Below are 17,823 nucleotides of genomic sequence, written 5' to 3' on the forward strand. Positions count from 1 at the left end.
ATATTTTTATACTATACATCAACTGATCCGTGATTCATAGCTCCCTTTTAAAATTAACTGAACCTCATCTAAAATATCAGTTGTATTTATAATTCTCTGAAATGCGAGAAATACTTTCATGTCAAAATGCCGCACCTCATCGATCACCATCAATAATGCGATCTTTGGTTCAAATGCTTTCCGGTATGCACGGTCACTGATCAGCGCGACAAATACATCACACACACGAATAATCCTTGCTCCGATCGGGATCTCCTCTCCCTGAAGACAGTACGGATAACCGGAACCATCATAGTTCTCGTGATGATACAAAATAATATCTGCAATATCATCCCCGTAGCCTTCTTGCCTTGCGATATCTGCCCCAAGCTTCGCATGAAGTCTCACATACCGCATTTCCTCAATCTTCATGGAATTGCCACGGCCATATATATACGGTGTGATGCGGAGCTTTCCGATATCATGGATCATACCGGCAACTGCGATCTTATGAATCTCTTCTTCCGGGAGCCCCAGTTCTCTGGCAAGCTCCGAAGACAACCGGCTGACACACATTCCATGACGGATGGCATCGTCCAGATCCTGTTCATAGTATTCTATTTCTTTATCTGTGTCTAAGTTTATAACTTTATCTGTCATTTTGCAAACGCCTGCTTTTTTCTGTCAATCATTTCATCAATTCTTGCGATATAATCGTCTACACTCTTACAATTTTCCACACGGTCGATCCGGTTTCCTATAACCGTCTCTCCTGTAACCGGATCCAGATCTCCCTCCCGGCGGATCAGCTTGCTGGAGCTTCCCGCACCGATTCCTATAATGTCTGTCCGTTCTTCCATGATCAGAATATTATAGAGACATTCCAGTCCATGTCTTGCATATCCGACATTTTCCAGATTTCCCGCCATATTCTTCTGTCTGTACAGATAATATGGTGCAAGTCCCAGTTCTTCTGCGGCCTGTCCAACCAGTGATAACTGCTCATCTACATCACCTGCAAAGCTGTATTTGTCCATCTCCTGTTTCAGATGCGCTGCCCGTTTGATTGCAAGTGTGTGAACCGTAAGGCTCTCCGGTGCAAGCTTCTTCACCTTTTCCAGTGTCCGCTTCACCATCTCTGCATCTTCACCCGGAAGACCTACGATCAAGTCCATATTAATATTGTCAAAGCCAGCTTCTCTGGCTCTCATAAATGCTTCTTCTGCCTGCTCCGGTGTATGTGCTCTTCCGATCAGCTTCAGTGTCTCTCCATTCATCGTCTGCGGATTGATACTGATACGATCAACGCCATGCGCTTTCATCACCTGCAGCTTATCTGCTGTTGTACTGTCCGGACGACCTGCTTCGATCGTATATTCCCGAACCTGCGACAAGTCAAAATGCTTCTCGATCATGCTGCACAGACGATCCATCTGCTCTGCACTGATCGAAGACGGCGTACCGCCACCAATATAAATGGATGCCAGTTTCTTCTCGGTATAACTTTCCGCAATATACTCCATTTCCTTTTCCATTGTATCCAGATAAGCATCGACCTTATCCTTATAAACACCGATCGGATAAGAGGTAAAGGAGCAGTACAGACATCTCGTCGGACAAAACGGTATGCCGATATACAGGCAGTATTCATTTCGCTCATCGATCGTCTCGATAATTGCTTTCTCACGTCTGGCGATCTTCACACAGGCTTCTGCCTTTTCCCGGCTTGCCACATAAGTTTCCTGATACAGCTTTTGTATCTCCTCATCTGTACATCCACGTTCTACCGCTTCCATTGCAATCTTCACCGGACGTACGCCGGTCAGACTACCCCATGGCAGAACTCTTCCGGTTCTCTCTGACAACATCCGGTACATGGCACGCTTCAGAACATTACGGAATACCTTTCTGTCATGATAATCCTGATCGATCACGATATCCGGTTTTCCACAGACTTCTCCCGCAGACCAGTCCTGCTGTTTATCCTCAGAAGCTCCTTCCGATTTCACATCCAGACCGCCGTCCTTCATCCAGATCTTTGTCTGACCTTCTGCAAATTCTGCCACAAGGGTTGCAGCAACATCTGCCCCAAGTTCAGGCTTCTTTTCTATATTCTCCGGTGTGATGATCTTCACACCCATGTAAAACGCCATGAGGATCACTCTCAGGTCATTATTATAATCTTCTACATTCTGAATCAGACAAATCATGTCAACCAAGTTCCTTATCGTTATTTATGAAAAAAATGGATTGAATTTTCTTTCTCTTCCAATCCTTGAAGTTCCGTTATGTCCCGGATACACAGCTGTTTCCTCCGGTAATACAAGAAGCTTCGTCTCGATCGCCTCTAACAGATCCTGTTCATTTCCGGTTGGGAAATCCGATCTGCCAACTGACGATGCAAATAATGTATCTCCGGTAAACAGCAGATGTTCTTCTGCGAAATAATAACACATGCCACCTATCGTATGTCCCGGCACACTGATACACCGTACCACAGTTCCTAGAACTGCAACCTCCTGTCCATCCTGCAGATAAATATCCGCTGATGTTTCAAGCGGATGGCCAAACACCGCAGACAGATTTCCTGTCCTGCTCTCAAGCACCTGCTTCTCGTCCTCGGAAGCATATGCCTTTACTCCTGTCAGTTTTCTCAGATCATCCAATGCTCCGATATGATCATAATGTCCATGTGTCAGGAAGATTCCTACACAGGCAAGTCCTGCATCTGTCAGACTCCTATAAATAAAATCTGCATTATCTGCCGGATCAACTACGATTGCTTCCTTTGTTTCTTTATTACTTACGATATAACAATTGGTTCCCAAATCACCCAACTGATATAATTTCACTTCTAATTCTGCCATCCGGATCTCCTATCCCACTGTTCTCTCTATATCAATAATGCTCTCCACATTTCGTATCTTTGCAATGATCGTATTCAACTGGTCGACCGATTTGATCGAGAAGCTGATCGTGATTGTCGCCTTACCCTGCTTGCTTGTACGGCTGTTAATACTGTTTACACTGATATTTGCCTCACTTAAGATTTTCGTTATATCAAAGAGGATTCCGCTTCTGTCATCCGCATAGATATTGATTTCTGTAAGGTAAGTATTCTCTGCAACTGCATCCTGCTGCCATTCCGCATCAATGATCCTGTTTCTGTCTTCCTCGCTCATACAGAGCACATTAACACAGTCTGTACGATGGATCGAGATGCCTCGTCCTCTGGTGATAAATCCGATGATCTCATCACCCGGTACCGGTGAACAGCATTTGGAGAAACGAACCGCTACATCATCTGCACCCTTTACGATGATTCCACCCTGTCCGTGGGAGGAATGCGGTGCCCGCTTCAGTGCATATGCCTCCAGAATTTCCTTGTCATCCGGCTGTTCCGTATGATCCTTGTTGTATTCCTCGATCAGCTTGTTGACAACCTGACCTTCCTTGATTCCCCCATGACCAACAGCCGCCATTGTAGCTTCCCAGTCATTGAAATTATATTTTTTATAGACACGTTCCTGATATTCCGGCTTGGAATACAGGGAGTAATCCAGTCCCTTTGATTTACAGTATGCAAGGATCAGTTCCTTACCGCGGCTGATGTTCTCATCCTTAAACTGATGCTTGAACCACTGATTGATCTTCGTCTTTGCCTGTGCACTCTTTACGATATTCAGCCAGTCTCTTGATGGTCCTGCCGAATTCTGGGATGTTATGATCTCTACCCGGTCACCATTATTTAACTTGGTATCGATTGGAACCTGTCTTCCGTTAATCCGCGCACCCACCATCTTATTACCGACTGCCGTATGAATGGCATAAGCAAAATCGATCGGTGTCGATCCACTTGGCAGATTCTTGACATCACCTGCCGGTGTAAAGCAATATACCTGTTCTGCAAACAGATCCAGGTCTGTCTTAACGAAGTTCATGAACTCCTTATTATCTGAAGTATCTCTCTGCCACTCCAGAATCTGACGAAGCCATGATAACTTCTCCTCTTCCTTCTGCATAACCGTACCGGTTATGTTCTCTTTATATTTCCAGTGTGCAGCAATACCATATTCAGCCGTCCGGTGCATCTCAAATGTACGGATCTGTATTTCAAATGGCTGTCCCTCCGGTCCGATCAGTGTTGTATGAAGGGACTGATACATATTGGACTTTGGCATTGCGATATAATCTTTAAAACGTCCCGGAATCGGCTTGTACATCTCATGGATGATTCCCAGTGCCGAATAACAGTCCCGGACGGTCTCCACTTTAATCCGGACTGCAAAAATATCATAAATCTGATCCAGTGTCTTGTTCTGGTTCTTCATCTTCTTATAAATACTGAACAGATGCTTTACACGACCGTCGATCTCTGCATCCAGATGCGCATTGTCAATATGCTTCTTTACATCCGCAACGATACGTTTGATATAGGCTTCCCTTTCATGCATTCTCGCATCGATCTGTGCTGTCAGATCCTTATATACCTCCGGCATCAGATACTTCATGGACAAGTCATCCAGTTCTACCTTGATCTTACTGATACCAAGACGATGTGCGATTGGTGCATAGATATCCATTGTTTCACGCGCTTTTTCCACCTGTTTCGCAGGAGACTGATACTGTAATGTTCTTAAGTTATGCAGTCTGTCTGCCAGCTTGATCAGGATAACGCGAATATCTTTTGCCATCGATAAGAACATTTTTCTCAGGTTTTCTGCCTGTACCTCAATCTTATCCGTTGTCATCTTCAACTGGGTCAGTTTGGTAACACCTTCCACCAGAAATGCCACTTCTTCCGAGAACTCTGCTGCAATCTCCTCTGAAGTCATGACTGTATCTTCTACTACATCATGAAGGATTCCGGCAACGATCGTCTCCTTATCCAGCTCCAGTTCTGCAAGAATAATAGCAACACAGAGTGGATGCATGATATATGGCTCTCCTGACTTACGAAGCTGTCCTTCATGCGCCTTGGATGCCACCTTATATGCCTTCTCAATCATCGAAATATCTGTTGATGGATGATAGGTCAGGATCTTTTTGATCAGTTCCTTATACAGATCCTCCGGCGGAGTAAAATCCGCAGGTGTAGACAGATCGATATCCCGTTTTTCCCGCATTGGTTTATTCTCCATTGCACCCGCCTTTGCCGCAAGCTCTTTTAATTCATCCATGCTTCCTGCTTTATCTTTTACGTTTTCCATGATCTTCACCACTTTTCCCAATTCGAATTTTTCTATTTCAGACTCATCTGAAGACCAGATGATCATTTTTATTTGCCATCATAGCAAATAACAGAAGCTACATCATATTTGGCAAGCTTCTCTCTGCCCTTTAAACCTGCAAGTTCGATCAAGAATATGATCTTTACCACTTTACCGCCAAGTTCTTCAACCAGCCTTGCAGCGGCTTCCATGGTTCCTCCGGTTGCGATCAGATCATCTACAAGAACAACCTTCTGTCCCGGTTTGATCGCATCCTTATGCATCTCGATCGTTGCACTGCCATATTCCAGATCATAAGATGCTTCAATCGTCTCCCTTGGTAACTTGCCTTTCTTTCTTACCAATGCAAATCCTTTTCCATTCTTATATGCAAGTGGTGTTCCAAAGATAAAGCCTCTGGACTCTGCTCCGGCTACTACGTCATAATCTACGCCTTCAAGCAGGTCATCTAATGAATCAATCGCCAGCTTCAATCCATCCGGATCTCCGATCACGCTTGTAATATCTCTGAAAATAATTCCCGGTTCCGGAAAATCCGGTATACTTGTAACGTATTCTTCTATCTTTTTCATAATCTTCCTCCTGCATATATATGTATATTCTACAATTATTTACATTTTCCTTTTCTGCCCACATGATATCAAACTATCAGCAAAGCCTTTATTCCTCATGTTTCCGATATTCCAGCAACCGGATCTGCAAAGTTCTTCTTCCCGCAAATTCATTGATATCCGGATAATAGGCAACATCCAACACCACATGACTGGGCATTCCTTTTAGTATTTTATCACATTCATTTGTTCCAAACCACTGTTTTATGTTAGAAATAAACACTTCCGGGTCAAAACTTATGCCTTCGATCGTACCACCGTTCTCCATCAGGAACGAAACCCGCAGAACATTCTGTCTTTTTCCCATGATCCTTGCGCTTTTTACACGCACACCACTCTGTGCAAATACCGGCTTCTCGTTGCCTTTTCCAAATGGCTCCAGAACCTCCAGTTCTTCGGTCAGTGGAATACTTACATAATCGAGCGGCATCGGCACATCGATCCGGAGCTTCGGTGTCAGAAGTTTTTCGTCAAGCGTACAATTCGCATTCATTTTTTCCCGAAGTCTGGCCAGATTCCGCTTCTCCATGGAAAAGCCCGCTGCCATCTCATGTCCTCCGAACTTCGTGAAATAATCACTGCATTTATTGATCTCATCATACATATTATAGCCTTCGATCGAACGACCGGAGCCCTTGATGATTCCTTCTTCTTCGCTGTCCGTAAATAACAGCACCGGACGATAATACCGTTCCTTGATCCTGCCTGCGATAATCCCGACCAGACTTTCATGCAGTTTCGGAATATACATAACAAGTACCCGGTCCGACAATGCCGCAACTCCTGTCTCCGGAACTGCTCCCATAAGCAGATGATCCGAAGTTTCAAGCAGCCCGATTGCCGTTTTTGTTCCCTGCTCTGTCATATCTTTTCGGGTATTATTGATATTTAACAGTTCAATCGCACGCTCATTTGCCTTAAAGCTGTCTGTTTCAAGCAGGAATTCCAGGCTGGTCTTCGCATCTCCAAGTCTGCCCGCTGCATTGATACACGGTCCAATGATAAATCCCAGATCAAATGCTGACAGCTTCTTACCATCCCTGCCGCTGTTTGTGATCAGTGCCTTCAAACCATAATTACTACTGTCAGATAACCGGTGAAGTGCCTCTCTTACAATGATACGGTTCTCATCTACCAGATTCATAACATCACAGACGGTTGCAATTCCAAGGATCTCTATAAATGCCTCACACTCCGCTTCCGGTATCCCGCACATCCGATATAACAACTGGATAAATTTGTATGCCACACCCGCTCCGCACAATTCCTTGCACGGATATTCACAGCCCGGCTGCTTGTGATCGATCACCGCATCCGCTTCCGGTACTTTGTATACCCGAATATCATTTTCATCTGTATCATATGGAATATCATGGTGATCCGTCACGATTACCCGCATCCCATATTCTTTTGCTTTTCTCACCGCATCAAATGCCGCAATCCCGTTATCACAGGTAATGATCATACTGACCTGATCGGCTGCCGCCGCATCTACCATACGGATATTGATTCCATATCCATCATAGATCCGGTGCGGAATATCATAATCGATCCCGTCTCCTGCAGGCGAACCATTTTCATGCTCCCACACACGCTGTAAGCCTTTATACAATATGTAGTTTGAACTTACACCATCCACATCATAATCCGAAATGATCCGTATCCGGTTCCGACTCCGGATCTCCTCCAGCATAAGGCTGCAGCCCTTCTCCATATTCTTCATCATCACAGGATCATGCAGCCGGTCAAGCCCCCCATTCAGATAGGTATCAATCTCTTCATCTGTTATCACATCCCGGTTCCGAATCACCCTTGCAGTTACCGGATCAATATGAAAACGCTCTGCGATCCCAAAGAAATCAGCCCGCTTTCCATACATTGTCCACACCATATCATATTTTATCGGAGGTTTTATCTCTGTTGCCATTTACTCTTACTCCCATCCATATCTATTCTTCCGCTATTCCTGATTGCAAAGGAATTATACACCAGTAAAAAATCGACCGTCAACTTCTTACATTCCGCCGCATTGCTGTAATACCGTAATTCACCTTTCAGGTTGTGTTCTTATACACCTCACAGGTTGTTTATTTGTTTTTTTATTCAAAATATAATGTAGTTTGGAGGTATTTTTATGGAGAACTTATACGCACAGATCGGTCAGAGGATCGTACAGATCCGGCGCTCAAATAACCTTACGCAGTACCAGCTTGCAGAGATGCTCGATATCTCTGTCAAACATTGCAGCGCCATAGAACGGGGAAAATCCAGTCTGTCCCTTGAAAAAATGATTGATTTCTGTGATCATTTCGGCGTAGATCTTGATTATCTGATCCGCGGGATCAAAAAATCGGATACAATTTTATCCTGCATTCCACATACCGTAGTCGAGATCATGACTTCTGACGACGAAAAAAGGAAGCAATTATTTATAGAATACATAGAAATGTTCAATTCCATTTCCAATTCTGATTAACAGCTATTCCTATTGATATAATGGCATATTTCCATATCATAACAAAAAACGAATCTGAAAGCCTTTTGCTTACAGGTTCGTTTTTTATATCTGTTATTTGAAATATTTGTTGATGATCTCGTTTGCCTTATCCGTATCATCTGTTACACAGTATACAACATAATTTCCGTCCTCTTTTATGATCGCCTTGTCAAGACGTCCGGTTTCGGATGGCTTGTAATCTGCATATGATGTTGTCTGTTTTTCTTTTCTGTCTTCACAGGCTGTTTTTACCTTGTCAGCCGCATCCGAATCTGCTGCCTCAAATACTGCAATCTCCTCAGCAGTTGCTCCGGTCGATACGATTATCACGCTGTCTTTTACGCTGTCTGCATCAATTCCGTAATATGTGAGTGCCATGCCTGTATCAAGCTCTGAAAGCGTATCTTCAAATGTCAGCCCGCTCTTCAGTTCATTTGCCATGTCCTTAACATTTATATTCAGGTCTTCCTTTGAACCACCTGCTCCACCAACCGTTGTTCCACAGCCTGCAAGCATTCCTGCCAGGCTAAAAATTGCACATAACTTTACTAATTTCTTCATCTTGTTTATTCTCTCCTGTTACTTCTGTCTGATACTGTTATGATGATCCGAATATCTCTATCCGGGCATTTACTTCTTTATATATACATTCTGTCGGATGTAATCCAGCCATTTCTCGCAATATTCCTGATTGCAATGTCGTCCATCGGTACTGGCATCTGCCGGGAGAACTCCGTCTACCGTCACACTGCTTGCAACATCCAGATAAATGATATCGCCATAATCCTTACACATCCGTTTCAACAGCTTGTTGAATGCTTTAATGTTGGAGTTATTATAAATCTCATCTTCATCTGATAAAGCCTTGGATACCGGAAGAATATTCTCAACATAGATCGTTGCATTTGGCTGTATCTCTCTTATTGCATCAATAAATGCTTTATAGTCCTCAATGAATACATCCTCATAGATCCATCCAAGCTCGTTAATACCAAATGAAATGTATATATTCTCATAATCCTTCTGCTTCAGTGCTTCCAGTGCCGTCAACATTCCGTCACTTGTAGAAACAATCGGCTCTGTCATGACCTTTTCGATATTCAGCCCCTTGGAACAGAACGCGTCCAGATTCGACATTCCGGTATAAAGACTAAGTCCCTCGGTTCTTGAATCACCGATCAGTACCGCTGTATCAAAATAAGCATCATCCGTTACATTTCCCGGCGTATACAGTTTCTTATCATACCAGTCATTTCCTTTAGATGATGTATCCGGGTCCTCGATATTCACATATTTTACTGTTGAACCGCCTTCCTCGGATGATGCGGCAGTCGTTGTTTCTTCCGTTTCCGCTGCTTCCGTTGTTACCTTTTCCGTAGTCGGTTTCTCTGTTGTCGCTGCTTCCGTTGTTATCTTCTCCGTCGTTTTTTCCTCGGAAGCCTCCTCCGATGCATCCGATCCGGTCGCAACATTTTCTATCTGATGGTCATTTCCATTTTCTCTGTCAAAGTTCCATATATCCTGTCTGTATCTTGTCGCAAATATCGCTATCGAACATACCAGAAATACGGCAGCCACACTGCTGATCTTTATCTTATCGCACCGCTCACTTTTTATCCTGGTGCTATATCTTTTCTCATTGTCCATTCTCTTATTCATTCCTCTTTTTGCCTTACATTTTATAAAAGGAAAGGGTCTTATCCCGTTAGCTTCGATTATAGCATACCACTTTACATAAGTGTACAGATTTTAAAATTTCTACATAATTCGCAGTTTTAGTCGTTTTTCGACTTTTCTGATTGTTGAAATTAACAAATCTTGTTTCATTTTTATGGACACTTTTTAACTTAAGTGTTACTATTCTATTAGATTTTTGAGATGGGTCTGTTTTCACACTTACACATACATAATATTATCTTGCAGACTTTTTCCGTTTTATGTATCTTAAATACAAATACTTATCACTTTATATGGGAGGCTACTATGAGTTTTAGCGCAAAAAACTATGATTTTAAAGGCGAAACCTGTATCGAACTTATCGCAGGAGATTTTCGTGCATTGATCGCACCTTTTAACGGAAGTAATGTAATGAAGCTGGAAAACACAGCCCTTAATATTGATATCTTAAGAAATGATCTGTCACTTTCACCGGAAGAACTGAAGGCTGCTGCCGAGGTATACGGTATGCCTACTTTATATCTTCCAAACAGATTATCTCATGGAAATCTGAAAACCTCAGATGCCATGTATCATTTTCCTTGCAACGATCCGCTGGGCAACCATCTGCATGGTTTTCTTCACAAACGCTGCCATACAATTGATGACATGTATGTAGAGGGTGAAAGTGCTGTTGCAAAGACTTCTTATATATATGATGAAAATGATGAATTTTTCGAAACTTTCCCTGTCAGCTTCAAGGCAGAATTTGTCTTTACACTGACAGCAGACGGACTGGATTATTCCTTTACACTGACCAACCTTTCCAAGGTTCAGATGCCTTATGGTGTATGTAACCATATCGCATTCAAAGCACCGTTTACAAATGGCGGAAGCGGCGCAAATGTGCGTCTGCAGGTTCCGATCGGTGACAAATGGGAACTCAGCGACACCTGTATTCCAACCGAGAAAACACTGCCGCTTACCAGATATGATATGATGTACAAAGAGGGTGACATGGTTCCTGTTCTTCAGGACATCGACAACGACCTCTATACCGCTGAAATGAATGAATTAGACGGCAAGCCATTCTATGGTGTCATCGTAACCGATAAAGTTACAGGCGTCCGTGTCTGCTACGAAGTATGTGATGTTATGAAATACTGGATCATGTGGAATGATCACGGCATGAAAGAATTCTTCTGTCCGGAACCTATGAGCTGGAACATTGATGCTCCAAACCTTTCCGGTGATCCTGCCGTAACCGGCTACACCGAACTGGCTCCCGGCGAATCCAAAACCGTAACCGAGAGAATTTTTGTAAGATAAAAAAGTCTATCGGGATATGTTCTTTCAGAGAAACGGCTCTGCTATAAATGACTCGCTGCGATTTCTGTTCGCTGCACATGCCTAATTTGTAAATACTCCTGTGCTAACTCGCCTTCGGCTCAAACAAGCACCCGTATTTACTGGCAATGTGCATCTTACTACGAAATCCACGCTAATGTCATTTTATAGCAGAGCCGTTTCTCTGAAAGGACACATCCGGTAGACATAGATTTATAAAAAACACGGCATATGTATTCTGTGTAAAGAATAGCATATGCCATGTTTTCATATAAGGCTCGGTCTTATTCGGTCTCTACCGTTCCACCGAGATACCATTTGCCGCCCTTCTTGTAACAGATCAGTGACATCTTGTCATCCTCTGTCTCTTTCTCTCCAAGGTAGTTTATTGTCATGGTATAATCAACATCACAGATATAAGCACACCTTACTTTGCTTGCTACAGATGTATCACCATACAGACCTTCGCACATATTCTTGATAGTTGCTCTGTTTGCCTTCTCTGTTGATGTGATCTTGTAATCAATAGAATACTCAACCCCCATAGAGGTCAGAAGCTCGAAGCTGCTGGATAATGTTGCCACATCATTGTCTGCAACACATTCTTTATCAACAAGTGATACGATCTTATCTGTATCTGCTTCTTCAATTCCGGTCATAAACTGATCTACTAATTTCTTGCTCTTCTTGGCTCCCCCAAGCGAACCTGAAAACAGGAATATAACTGCTGCTGCAATTACTGCAAGTGCAACAATGATTCCAATAACTGCTCCTGCGCCGGATTTCTTCTTTTTTGGTGGCTGCTGATAACCTACGCCATTATCAAATCCCGGTGTACCATATGCATTTCCCGCATAACCATTCTGCATTGGATCTCCCTGATACTGTGGTCCACCATACTGTGGATCCATCCCCATTCCCTGCTGTGGTTGTGCACCATATGCTGCATTTTCCGGCTGCTGTGGCTGATCATTCCCTGCAAGTGCGAATCCACCACTTGTACCTACTGCTGCCCCACATACAGGACAAACAGATTCATTTGTCTCTGCTCCGCAATTTGGACAATTCATAATCTCTCCTCCTAAAAGTAAAAAATAATAAATAGTATTTGTGAACTTTTTGTGTCTGCTCACATTTTGAGTGTATCAGATGAAGCTTCTTTTTACAATGATTAATTTTCTACTGTTCCACCAATATACCATTTACCTTCCTTCTCGTAGCAGATCAATGACATCTTATTATCTCCTGTCTCTGTTTCGCCAAGGTAGCTCATGGTTATAGAAAAATCAACATCACAGATGTAAGCACAATTTATCTTGTCTGCTTCAGATGCATCATTATAAAGAGTTTCACACACATCCTTTATATCTTCCTCATCTGCTTTTTTGGATGAAGTGATTTTATAATCTATCGTATATTCTACACCCATAGACTGCAAAACTTCAAAGCTGCTGGATAACGTCTCAATATCATTATCAGAGACACATTTACTATCAACAAGGGATACGATCTTATCTGTATCCGCTTCCTCTATACCTGACATGAACTGATCAACTAACTTACTGCTTATTAACTCTCCACATTCAAACCCGTTATCATCAGAACAGTATATGTACCATTTGTCCCCTTTTTTATAACATACAAATGATAAATTTTCCGTATCAGACCTTGTCTCATCTGTATATGATATTGTGTATTCCGTTTTACAAACAAATGCAGATTTTATTTTATCAGAAACTTTTGATTCCTCATATAGATTATCACACAAATCCTCAATGGTATCTTTGTCTGCCTTTTCAATGGATTGAATCTCATAATCGAATGAATAATGAATCCCTATTGATTCTATATATTCCAGATTCTCAATCATATCAGTTACCATATTAGTACCGGTTCCTGATTCATCTATACATTTTAATACATTGTCAATATCCGCATCATTGATGCTCCCATAAGCTGTCATTACTTCATTGACCAGGCGTTCACTTTCCTTTGGACCTATATAAAAATCACTTTTAAAATATATGATCACCGCTACTATAACCAAAACAAGAATACCTGCTGCAAATCCTATTATCAGACCTGCTTTTGATTTTTTCTTTTGTTTCTGTGGTTGATTTCCGTAATCCGGTATAATCTGCTGTGCTGATGAATTTTCATAATACATAGCTGCCTGCTGATTTGGCTGGCTGTTATAATACATCCCTGCCTGCTGATTTGGCTGGCCGTTATAATACATCCCTGCCTGCTGATTTGGCTGGTTGCCATAATACATTTCCGCCTGCTGGGTATAAGTCTGTGGCATTTTCATTCCACATACCGGACATACCTCACCTTCTATTTCTGCCCCACAATTTGAACAATACATATAAACTCCTCCTCATATGTAAAAATAATACTTATATTGTATATAAGCCTATCAAACTGTGCTTCTTTTTACAATGATTATTTTTCCACATTTTATCATGGGTTTTGTTGTCAAATATCCTATTTTATTATATAATATGCCCATATGGCTGTTTTTATAAAGGGCGTGTTATGTCCTTTGTAAGGGAGAGATCATGGAGCAGCGGATACTGCCTGATAACGGCAGACACTACTTATCTTAATACACATGAAAGGAAGGTATATATTACATGAAGTTTGGTTATTTTGATGATGCCAACAAGGAGTATGTCATCACATCTCCTAGAACTCCTTATCCTTGGATCAACTACCTTGGAACACAGGATTTCTTCTCACTGATTTCAAATACAGCGGGAGGTTACAGCTTCTACAAAGATGCTCGTCTTCGTAGAATTACAAGATACCGTTATAACAATGTACCTATCGATATGGGTGGTCGTTATTTCTATATTAACGAGAATGGTACAATCTGGAATCCGGGCTGGTCACCGGTTAAGACAGAGCTTGACGAATATGAATGCCGTCATGGTATGGGTTACACAGTGATCACCGGTAAGAAGAACAACTTAAAGGCAGAGGTTACTTTCTTCGTACCTCAGAATTATGCCGGAGAAGTTCAGCAGGTTGTTCTTACAAATGAAAGCTCAGAAGAGAAGACTTTCTCATTCTTCTCATTTGAAGAGTGGTGTCTCTGGGATGCACAGGATGACTGCACAAACTTCCAGAGAAACTTCAGTACAGGTCGTGTAGAGGTTGTTGGTTCAACAATCTACCACAAGACAGAGTACAGAGACAGACGTGATCATTTCGCATTCTACACAGTAAATGACGAGATCGACGGTTACGATACAGACAGAGATTCATTCATCGGACTTTACAATGGTTTCCACAACCCACAGGCTGTTGAAGCCGGCAAGTCAAATGATTCATTTGCAGATGGATGGTCACCAATCGCTTCACACTACAAGAAGATCACTCTTGCTCCGGGCGAGACAAAGACTCTTGTATTTATTCTTGGATATGTTGAGATGCCTGTTGACCAGAAGTTCGAAGCTGATGGCAAGACGATCAACAAGGTTAAGGCTCTTGAGATGATGGAGAAATACAACACTCCTGAGAAGGTTGCAGCAGGTCTTGCAGAACTCAAAGAGCACTGGAACAACCTCTTAAGCATCTTAAATGTTAATACTCCTGATGATAAGGTTAACCGTATGGTTAATATCTGGAATCAGTATCAGTGTATGGTTACATTCAACCTTTCACGTTCAGCATCATACTTCGAGTCCGGTATCGGCCGTGGTATGGGATTCCGTGATTCCAACCAGGATGTACTTGGATTTGTTCATCAGATTCCTGATCGTGCAAGAGAAAGAATTATTGATATCGCTTCTACACAGTTCCCGGATGGTGGATGCTATCATCAGTATCAGCCACTTACAAAGAAGGGTAATGCAGATATCGGTGGTGACTTCTCAGACGATCCATTATGGCTGATCCTTTCTGTATCTGCATACATCAAGGAGACAGGCGACTGGGGTATTCTTGATGAGATGGTTCCATATGACAACGATATGTCCATCGCTAAGCCAATGCTTGACCACTTAAAGGTTTCCTTCTACAAGATCGTAAACAACCTTGGACCACACGGACTTCCACTTGCAATGAGAGCTGACTGGAACGACTGTATCAACCTTTCATGCTTCTCCGATACACCGGGTGAAAGCTTCCAGACATACACCAACCCTAAGTTCGCTGCTGAAGGCGGATACTCAAAGGTTGCTGAGTCAGTTATGGTTGCTACACTCTTTACATATGCAGGTCCTAACTATGTTGCTATTCTTAAGCACCTTGGAATGGACGCTGAAGCAGAAGCTGCTCAGGCTGAGATCGATAAGATGAAAGCTAACATCATGGAATCCGCTTGGGATGGTGACTGGTTCTTAAGAGCATACGATGCAAATGGTGAGAAGATGGGATCTAAGGAATGTGAAGAAGGACAGATCTTCATCGAGCCACAGGGCTTCGCTATTATGTCAGACATTGGTAAAGATCAGGGCTGCGACAAGAAGACACTTGCTGCTATTGATGAGCGTCTGAATACACAGTACGGACTTGTACTTAACAATCCTGCATTCACAAAGTATTACATCCAGTATGGTGAGATCTCAACATACCCAGGCGGATACAAAGAGAATGCCGGTATCTTCACACATAACAATGCATGGATCATCTGTGCTGCTGCTTACGCAGGCGCCGGCGATCAGGCATTCAAATATTACTCAGAGATCGCTCCTGCTTTCACTGAGGAGACATCCGATATTCACAAGACTGAACCATATGTATATGGTCAGATGATCGGTGGTAAGGATGCCGGTTCCGATATTGGAAAGCCGGGTAACCACTTTGGTCAGGGTAAGAACTCATGGCTTACAGGTACAGCAGCCTGGAACATGGTCGCTATTTCACAGTACATCTTAGGTATCTCAGCAGACTTCGATGGTCTTAAGATCGATCCATCTATTCCTGCTGCATGGGATGGTCTGAATGCTACACGTCAGTTCCGTGGTGCTACATATGATATCAAGGTTACAAATCCGAATCATGTAAATAAGGGTATCAAGAGTGTTACTGTAGATGGCAATGCTATCGAGAGCAATGTTCTTCCAGTATTTGGTGATGGCAAGACTCATACTGTAGAAGTAGTAATGGGGTAATCCATATATCAGATATTGATATAAAAAACGAGACACATATGACTGTATATTGCAGATCATATGTGTCTCATTTTTATTTCTATTCATCTTCCGTTTCTGTAATCTCAACTGCCATTGGATCCAACCGGCTTCGGTCATAAGCTTCCGTATTGATATTGGTCTGATCGATCTCTTCATATCCATCATCCAGATAATCATCTACAACCCCATCTGTTCCAAGATCTCCGGCAAAGGAAGATACCCTGTAGCGAATCTTTCGATATATCTTTTTAATTACCTTGATCACTAATACGATGCACCAGTTAATGATATAAGCCAGAATGATACTGATAACTATATCCTTACCACTGTCTCCAAATCTCTTCTGGATCGGAGTTCCAATATAACGGATCACAAAATACTGGGTCAGGTAAAAATCAAATACCATAGAGCTTAAGATTCCAAATGGTGATAATGTAAATATATGAGAAATCATTCCACCGTCATAAGAAAATACCATCACGATCAGCACATACAGCAGCAATCTCAGAAGTGCTGCAGGAATTCCATATTTCCCAACTGTTCCCAGATAAATGAGAACCGCTGCCACAAGCACTACCAGCTCTGCTCCGGTCAGAAGATTTCTTCCAGCGGAACGATCTGTCTCGATCCGAATATTCAGTCTGAAATTTGCAAGCCAGACACCAATACAGAATAAAATAAGATTCATCAGAAACAGATATGGCATATCCTGCTTCAATACCATTGCATCAGCAAGTGGTCCTGCAACAATTATATATACAACGATCAGCCCGACTATCACCAATCCGCTTCTTTTCAGATCCCGCTTCATTCTTGCCGCCAGCATACCGATCACCGGAGCCAGAAGATAGATCAGAAAGATTGCTGATACAAACCAACTGACCGGATTCAGTGCCATATAATATCCAGCCTTCGGTATCATTGCCTGAAGCATCGGTATACTGATGATATACTTCACGATCAGTGTTTTAATTTCCTGTGAACCGGGATGGCTGCACAATGCGAGGATCAGGAATACTGTCTGCATGATCATATAAAGCGGATACAGAATCCCCAGCTTCTTTCCAAGAAATTCCAGATAATTCTTCTTGTTCAGATTAATAAACTTCTTATGATAATGAATACCGATTCCAAATCCTACCAGAACAAAGAAAAATGCCATTCCAAATATCCCATTATCCAGATATTTGTCATAAACTGCCTGCGCTTTTTCTCCTGGCATCATCCCCACACAATATGATAAAAAGACAAGGGTAATCATGATAACCTTCCATGCCTCAAATGATTTTGCTTTTACCTTCATATTCCTTCTCTCCTGTGCAATAAAACTTTTTTTGCTCATTTGGATTTATTATAGCATC

General features: G+C 42.3%; 14 protein-coding genes. 3 read left to right on the top strand and 11 right to left on the bottom strand.

What is annotated here, in order from left to right; genetic code table 11:
• Positions 1–18 precede the first annotated feature (18 nt).
• From OCV60_RS01145 to recJ, 6 genes are all read right to left on the bottom strand, one after another.
• The gene (locus OCV60_RS01145) at positions 19–639 is read right to left on the bottom strand and encodes an HD-GYP domain-containing protein (RefSeq protein ID WP_021944333.1); all 621 of its coding nucleotides are present in this window, start codon (positions 637–639) and stop codon (positions 19–21) included.
• On the bottom strand, positions 636–2,189 hold the full coding sequence (hemZ, locus tag OCV60_RS01150) for a coproporphyrinogen dehydrogenase HemZ (RefSeq protein ID WP_117784612.1): 1,554 nt from the start codon (positions 2,187–2,189) through the stop codon (positions 636–638). Before hemZ ends, OCV60_RS01145 begins: the two co-directional genes overlap by 4 nt.
• A 24-nt stretch (positions 2,190–2,213) precedes the next feature.
• A complete protein-coding gene (locus OCV60_RS01155) occupies positions 2,214–2,846 on the bottom strand; it encodes an MBL fold metallo-hydrolase (RefSeq protein WP_118615110.1) in 633 nt (210 codons plus the stop codon).
• Between the two features lie 9 nt (positions 2,847–2,855).
• Positions 2,856–5,159 carry a RelA/SpoT family protein gene (locus tag OCV60_RS01160; protein WP_117784737.1) on the bottom strand — a complete coding sequence of 768 codons (2,304 nt, stop codon included), beginning with the start codon at positions 5,157–5,159 and terminating at the stop codon, positions 2,856–2,858.
• A 98-nt stretch (positions 5,160–5,257) separates the two neighbouring features.
• Positions 5,258–5,782, bottom strand: coding sequence for an adenine phosphoribosyltransferase (locus tag OCV60_RS01165; protein WP_021944329.1), 525 nt, complete (start codon positions 5,780–5,782; stop codon positions 5,258–5,260).
• A gap of 88 nt (positions 5,783–5,870) precedes the next feature.
• Positions 5,871–7,748, bottom strand: coding sequence for a single-stranded-DNA-specific exonuclease RecJ (recJ, locus tag OCV60_RS01170; RefSeq protein ID WP_117784611.1), 1,878 nt, complete (start codon positions 7,746–7,748; stop codon positions 5,871–5,873).
• A gap of 207 nt (positions 7,749–7,955) precedes the next feature.
• On the opposite strand from recJ, the gene OCV60_RS01175 reads away from it, so the two are divergent.
• Positions 7,956–8,297 (top strand): helix-turn-helix domain-containing protein, encoded by a 342-nt coding sequence (locus OCV60_RS01175; RefSeq protein ID WP_021944327.1) that lies wholly within the window; start codon positions 7,956–7,958, stop codon positions 8,295–8,297.
• A gap of 93 nt (positions 8,298–8,390) precedes the next feature.
• Here the strand turns inward: OCV60_RS01175 and OCV60_RS01180 are convergent, their stop codons facing one another.
• Positions 8,391–8,879, bottom strand: coding sequence for a DUF4358 domain-containing protein (locus OCV60_RS01180; protein WP_117784610.1), 489 nt, complete (start codon positions 8,877–8,879; stop codon positions 8,391–8,393).
• A gap of 69 nt (positions 8,880–8,948) precedes the next feature.
• Positions 8,949–9,965 carry a GDSL-type esterase/lipase family protein gene (locus OCV60_RS01185; protein WP_173789090.1) on the bottom strand — a complete coding sequence of 339 codons (1,017 nt, stop codon included), beginning with the start codon at positions 9,963–9,965 and terminating at the stop codon, positions 8,949–8,951.
• A gap of 336 nt (positions 9,966–10,301) precedes the next feature.
• Here OCV60_RS01185 and OCV60_RS01190 point away from each other — a divergent pair, with 336 nt between their 5' ends.
• Complete coding sequence (locus tag OCV60_RS01190) at positions 10,302–11,303, top strand: aldose 1-epimerase (RefSeq protein ID WP_173789089.1); 1,002 nt, start codon at positions 10,302–10,304, stop codon at positions 11,301–11,303.
• 302 nt (positions 11,304–11,605) lie between these two features.
• Here the strand turns inward: OCV60_RS01190 and OCV60_RS01195 are convergent, their stop codons facing one another.
• Together OCV60_RS01195 and OCV60_RS01200 are read right to left on the bottom strand one after the other, a co-directional pair.
• A complete protein-coding gene (locus tag OCV60_RS01195) occupies positions 11,606–12,391 on the bottom strand; it encodes a hypothetical protein (RefSeq protein ID WP_021944323.1) in 786 nt (261 codons plus the stop codon).
• 101 nt (positions 12,392–12,492) lie between these two features.
• Positions 12,493–13,689, bottom strand: a complete 1,197-nt coding sequence (locus OCV60_RS01200; protein ID WP_262529068.1) for a hypothetical protein — start codon at positions 13,687–13,689, stop codon at positions 12,493–12,495.
• A gap of 268 nt (positions 13,690–13,957) precedes the next feature.
• On the opposite strand from OCV60_RS01200, the gene OCV60_RS01205 reads away from it, so the two are divergent.
• The gene (locus tag OCV60_RS01205; RefSeq protein ID WP_021944321.1) at positions 13,958–16,441 is read left to right on the top strand and encodes a glycoside hydrolase family 94 protein; all 2,484 of its coding nucleotides are present in this window, start codon (positions 13,958–13,960) and stop codon (positions 16,439–16,441) included.
• A 79-nt stretch (positions 16,442–16,520) separates the two neighbouring features.
• On the opposite strand, the gene OCV60_RS01210 is transcribed toward OCV60_RS01205, so the two are convergent.
• Complete coding sequence (locus OCV60_RS01210; RefSeq protein ID WP_021944320.1) at positions 16,521–17,765, bottom strand: acyltransferase family protein; 1,245 nt, start codon at positions 17,763–17,765, stop codon at positions 16,521–16,523.
• Between the last annotated feature and the right edge of the window lie 58 nt (positions 17,766–17,823).

The sequence above is a fragment of the Coprococcus ammoniilyticus genome (assembly GCF_025567345.1).
GTDB classification, from domain to species: Bacteria; Bacillota; Clostridia; order Lachnospirales; family Lachnospiraceae; genus Coprococcus; species Coprococcus ammoniilyticus.

Coding starts and splice junctions, on each gene's coding strand:
- OCV60_RS01145 (WP_021944333.1), bottom strand. CDS start 639: ATGACAGATAAAGTTATAAACTTAGACACAGATAAAGAAATAGAATAC.
- hemZ (WP_117784612.1), bottom strand. CDS start 2,189: ATGATTTGTCTGATTCAGAATGTAGAAGATTATAATAATGACCTGAGA.
- OCV60_RS01155 (WP_118615110.1), bottom strand. CDS start 2,846: ATGGCAGAATTAGAAGTGAAATTATATCAGTTGGGTGATTTGGGAACC.
- OCV60_RS01160 (WP_117784737.1), bottom strand. CDS start 5,159: ATGGATGAATTAAAAGAGCTTGCGGCAAAGGCGGGTGCAATGGAGAAT.
- OCV60_RS01165 (WP_021944329.1), bottom strand. CDS start 5,782: ATGAAAAAGATAGAAGAATACGTTACAAGTATACCGGATTTTCCGGAA.
- recJ (WP_117784611.1), bottom strand. CDS start 7,748: ATGGCAACAGAGATAAAACCTCCGATAAAATATGATATGGTGTGGACA.
- OCV60_RS01175 (WP_021944327.1), top strand. CDS start 7,956: ATGGAGAACTTATACGCACAGATCGGTCAGAGGATCGTACAGATCCGG.
- OCV60_RS01180 (WP_117784610.1), bottom strand. CDS start 8,879: ATGAAGAAATTAGTAAAGTTATGTGCAATTTTTAGCCTGGCAGGAATG.
- OCV60_RS01185 (WP_173789090.1), bottom strand. CDS start 9,965: ATGGACAATGAGAAAAGATATAGCACCAGGATAAAAAGTGAGCGGTGC.
- OCV60_RS01190 (WP_173789089.1), top strand. CDS start 10,302: ATGAGTTTTAGCGCAAAAAACTATGATTTTAAAGGCGAAACCTGTATC.
- OCV60_RS01195 (WP_021944323.1), bottom strand. CDS start 12,391: ATGAATTGTCCAAATTGCGGAGCAGAGACAAATGAATCTGTTTGTCCT.
- OCV60_RS01200 (WP_262529068.1), bottom strand. CDS start 13,689: ATGTATTGTTCAAATTGTGGGGCAGAAATAGAAGGTGAGGTATGTCCG.
- OCV60_RS01205 (WP_021944321.1), top strand. CDS start 13,958: ATGAAGTTTGGTTATTTTGATGATGCCAACAAGGAGTATGTCATCACA.
- OCV60_RS01210 (WP_021944320.1), bottom strand. CDS start 17,765: ATGAAGGTAAAAGCAAAATCATTTGAGGCATGGAAGGTTATCATGATT.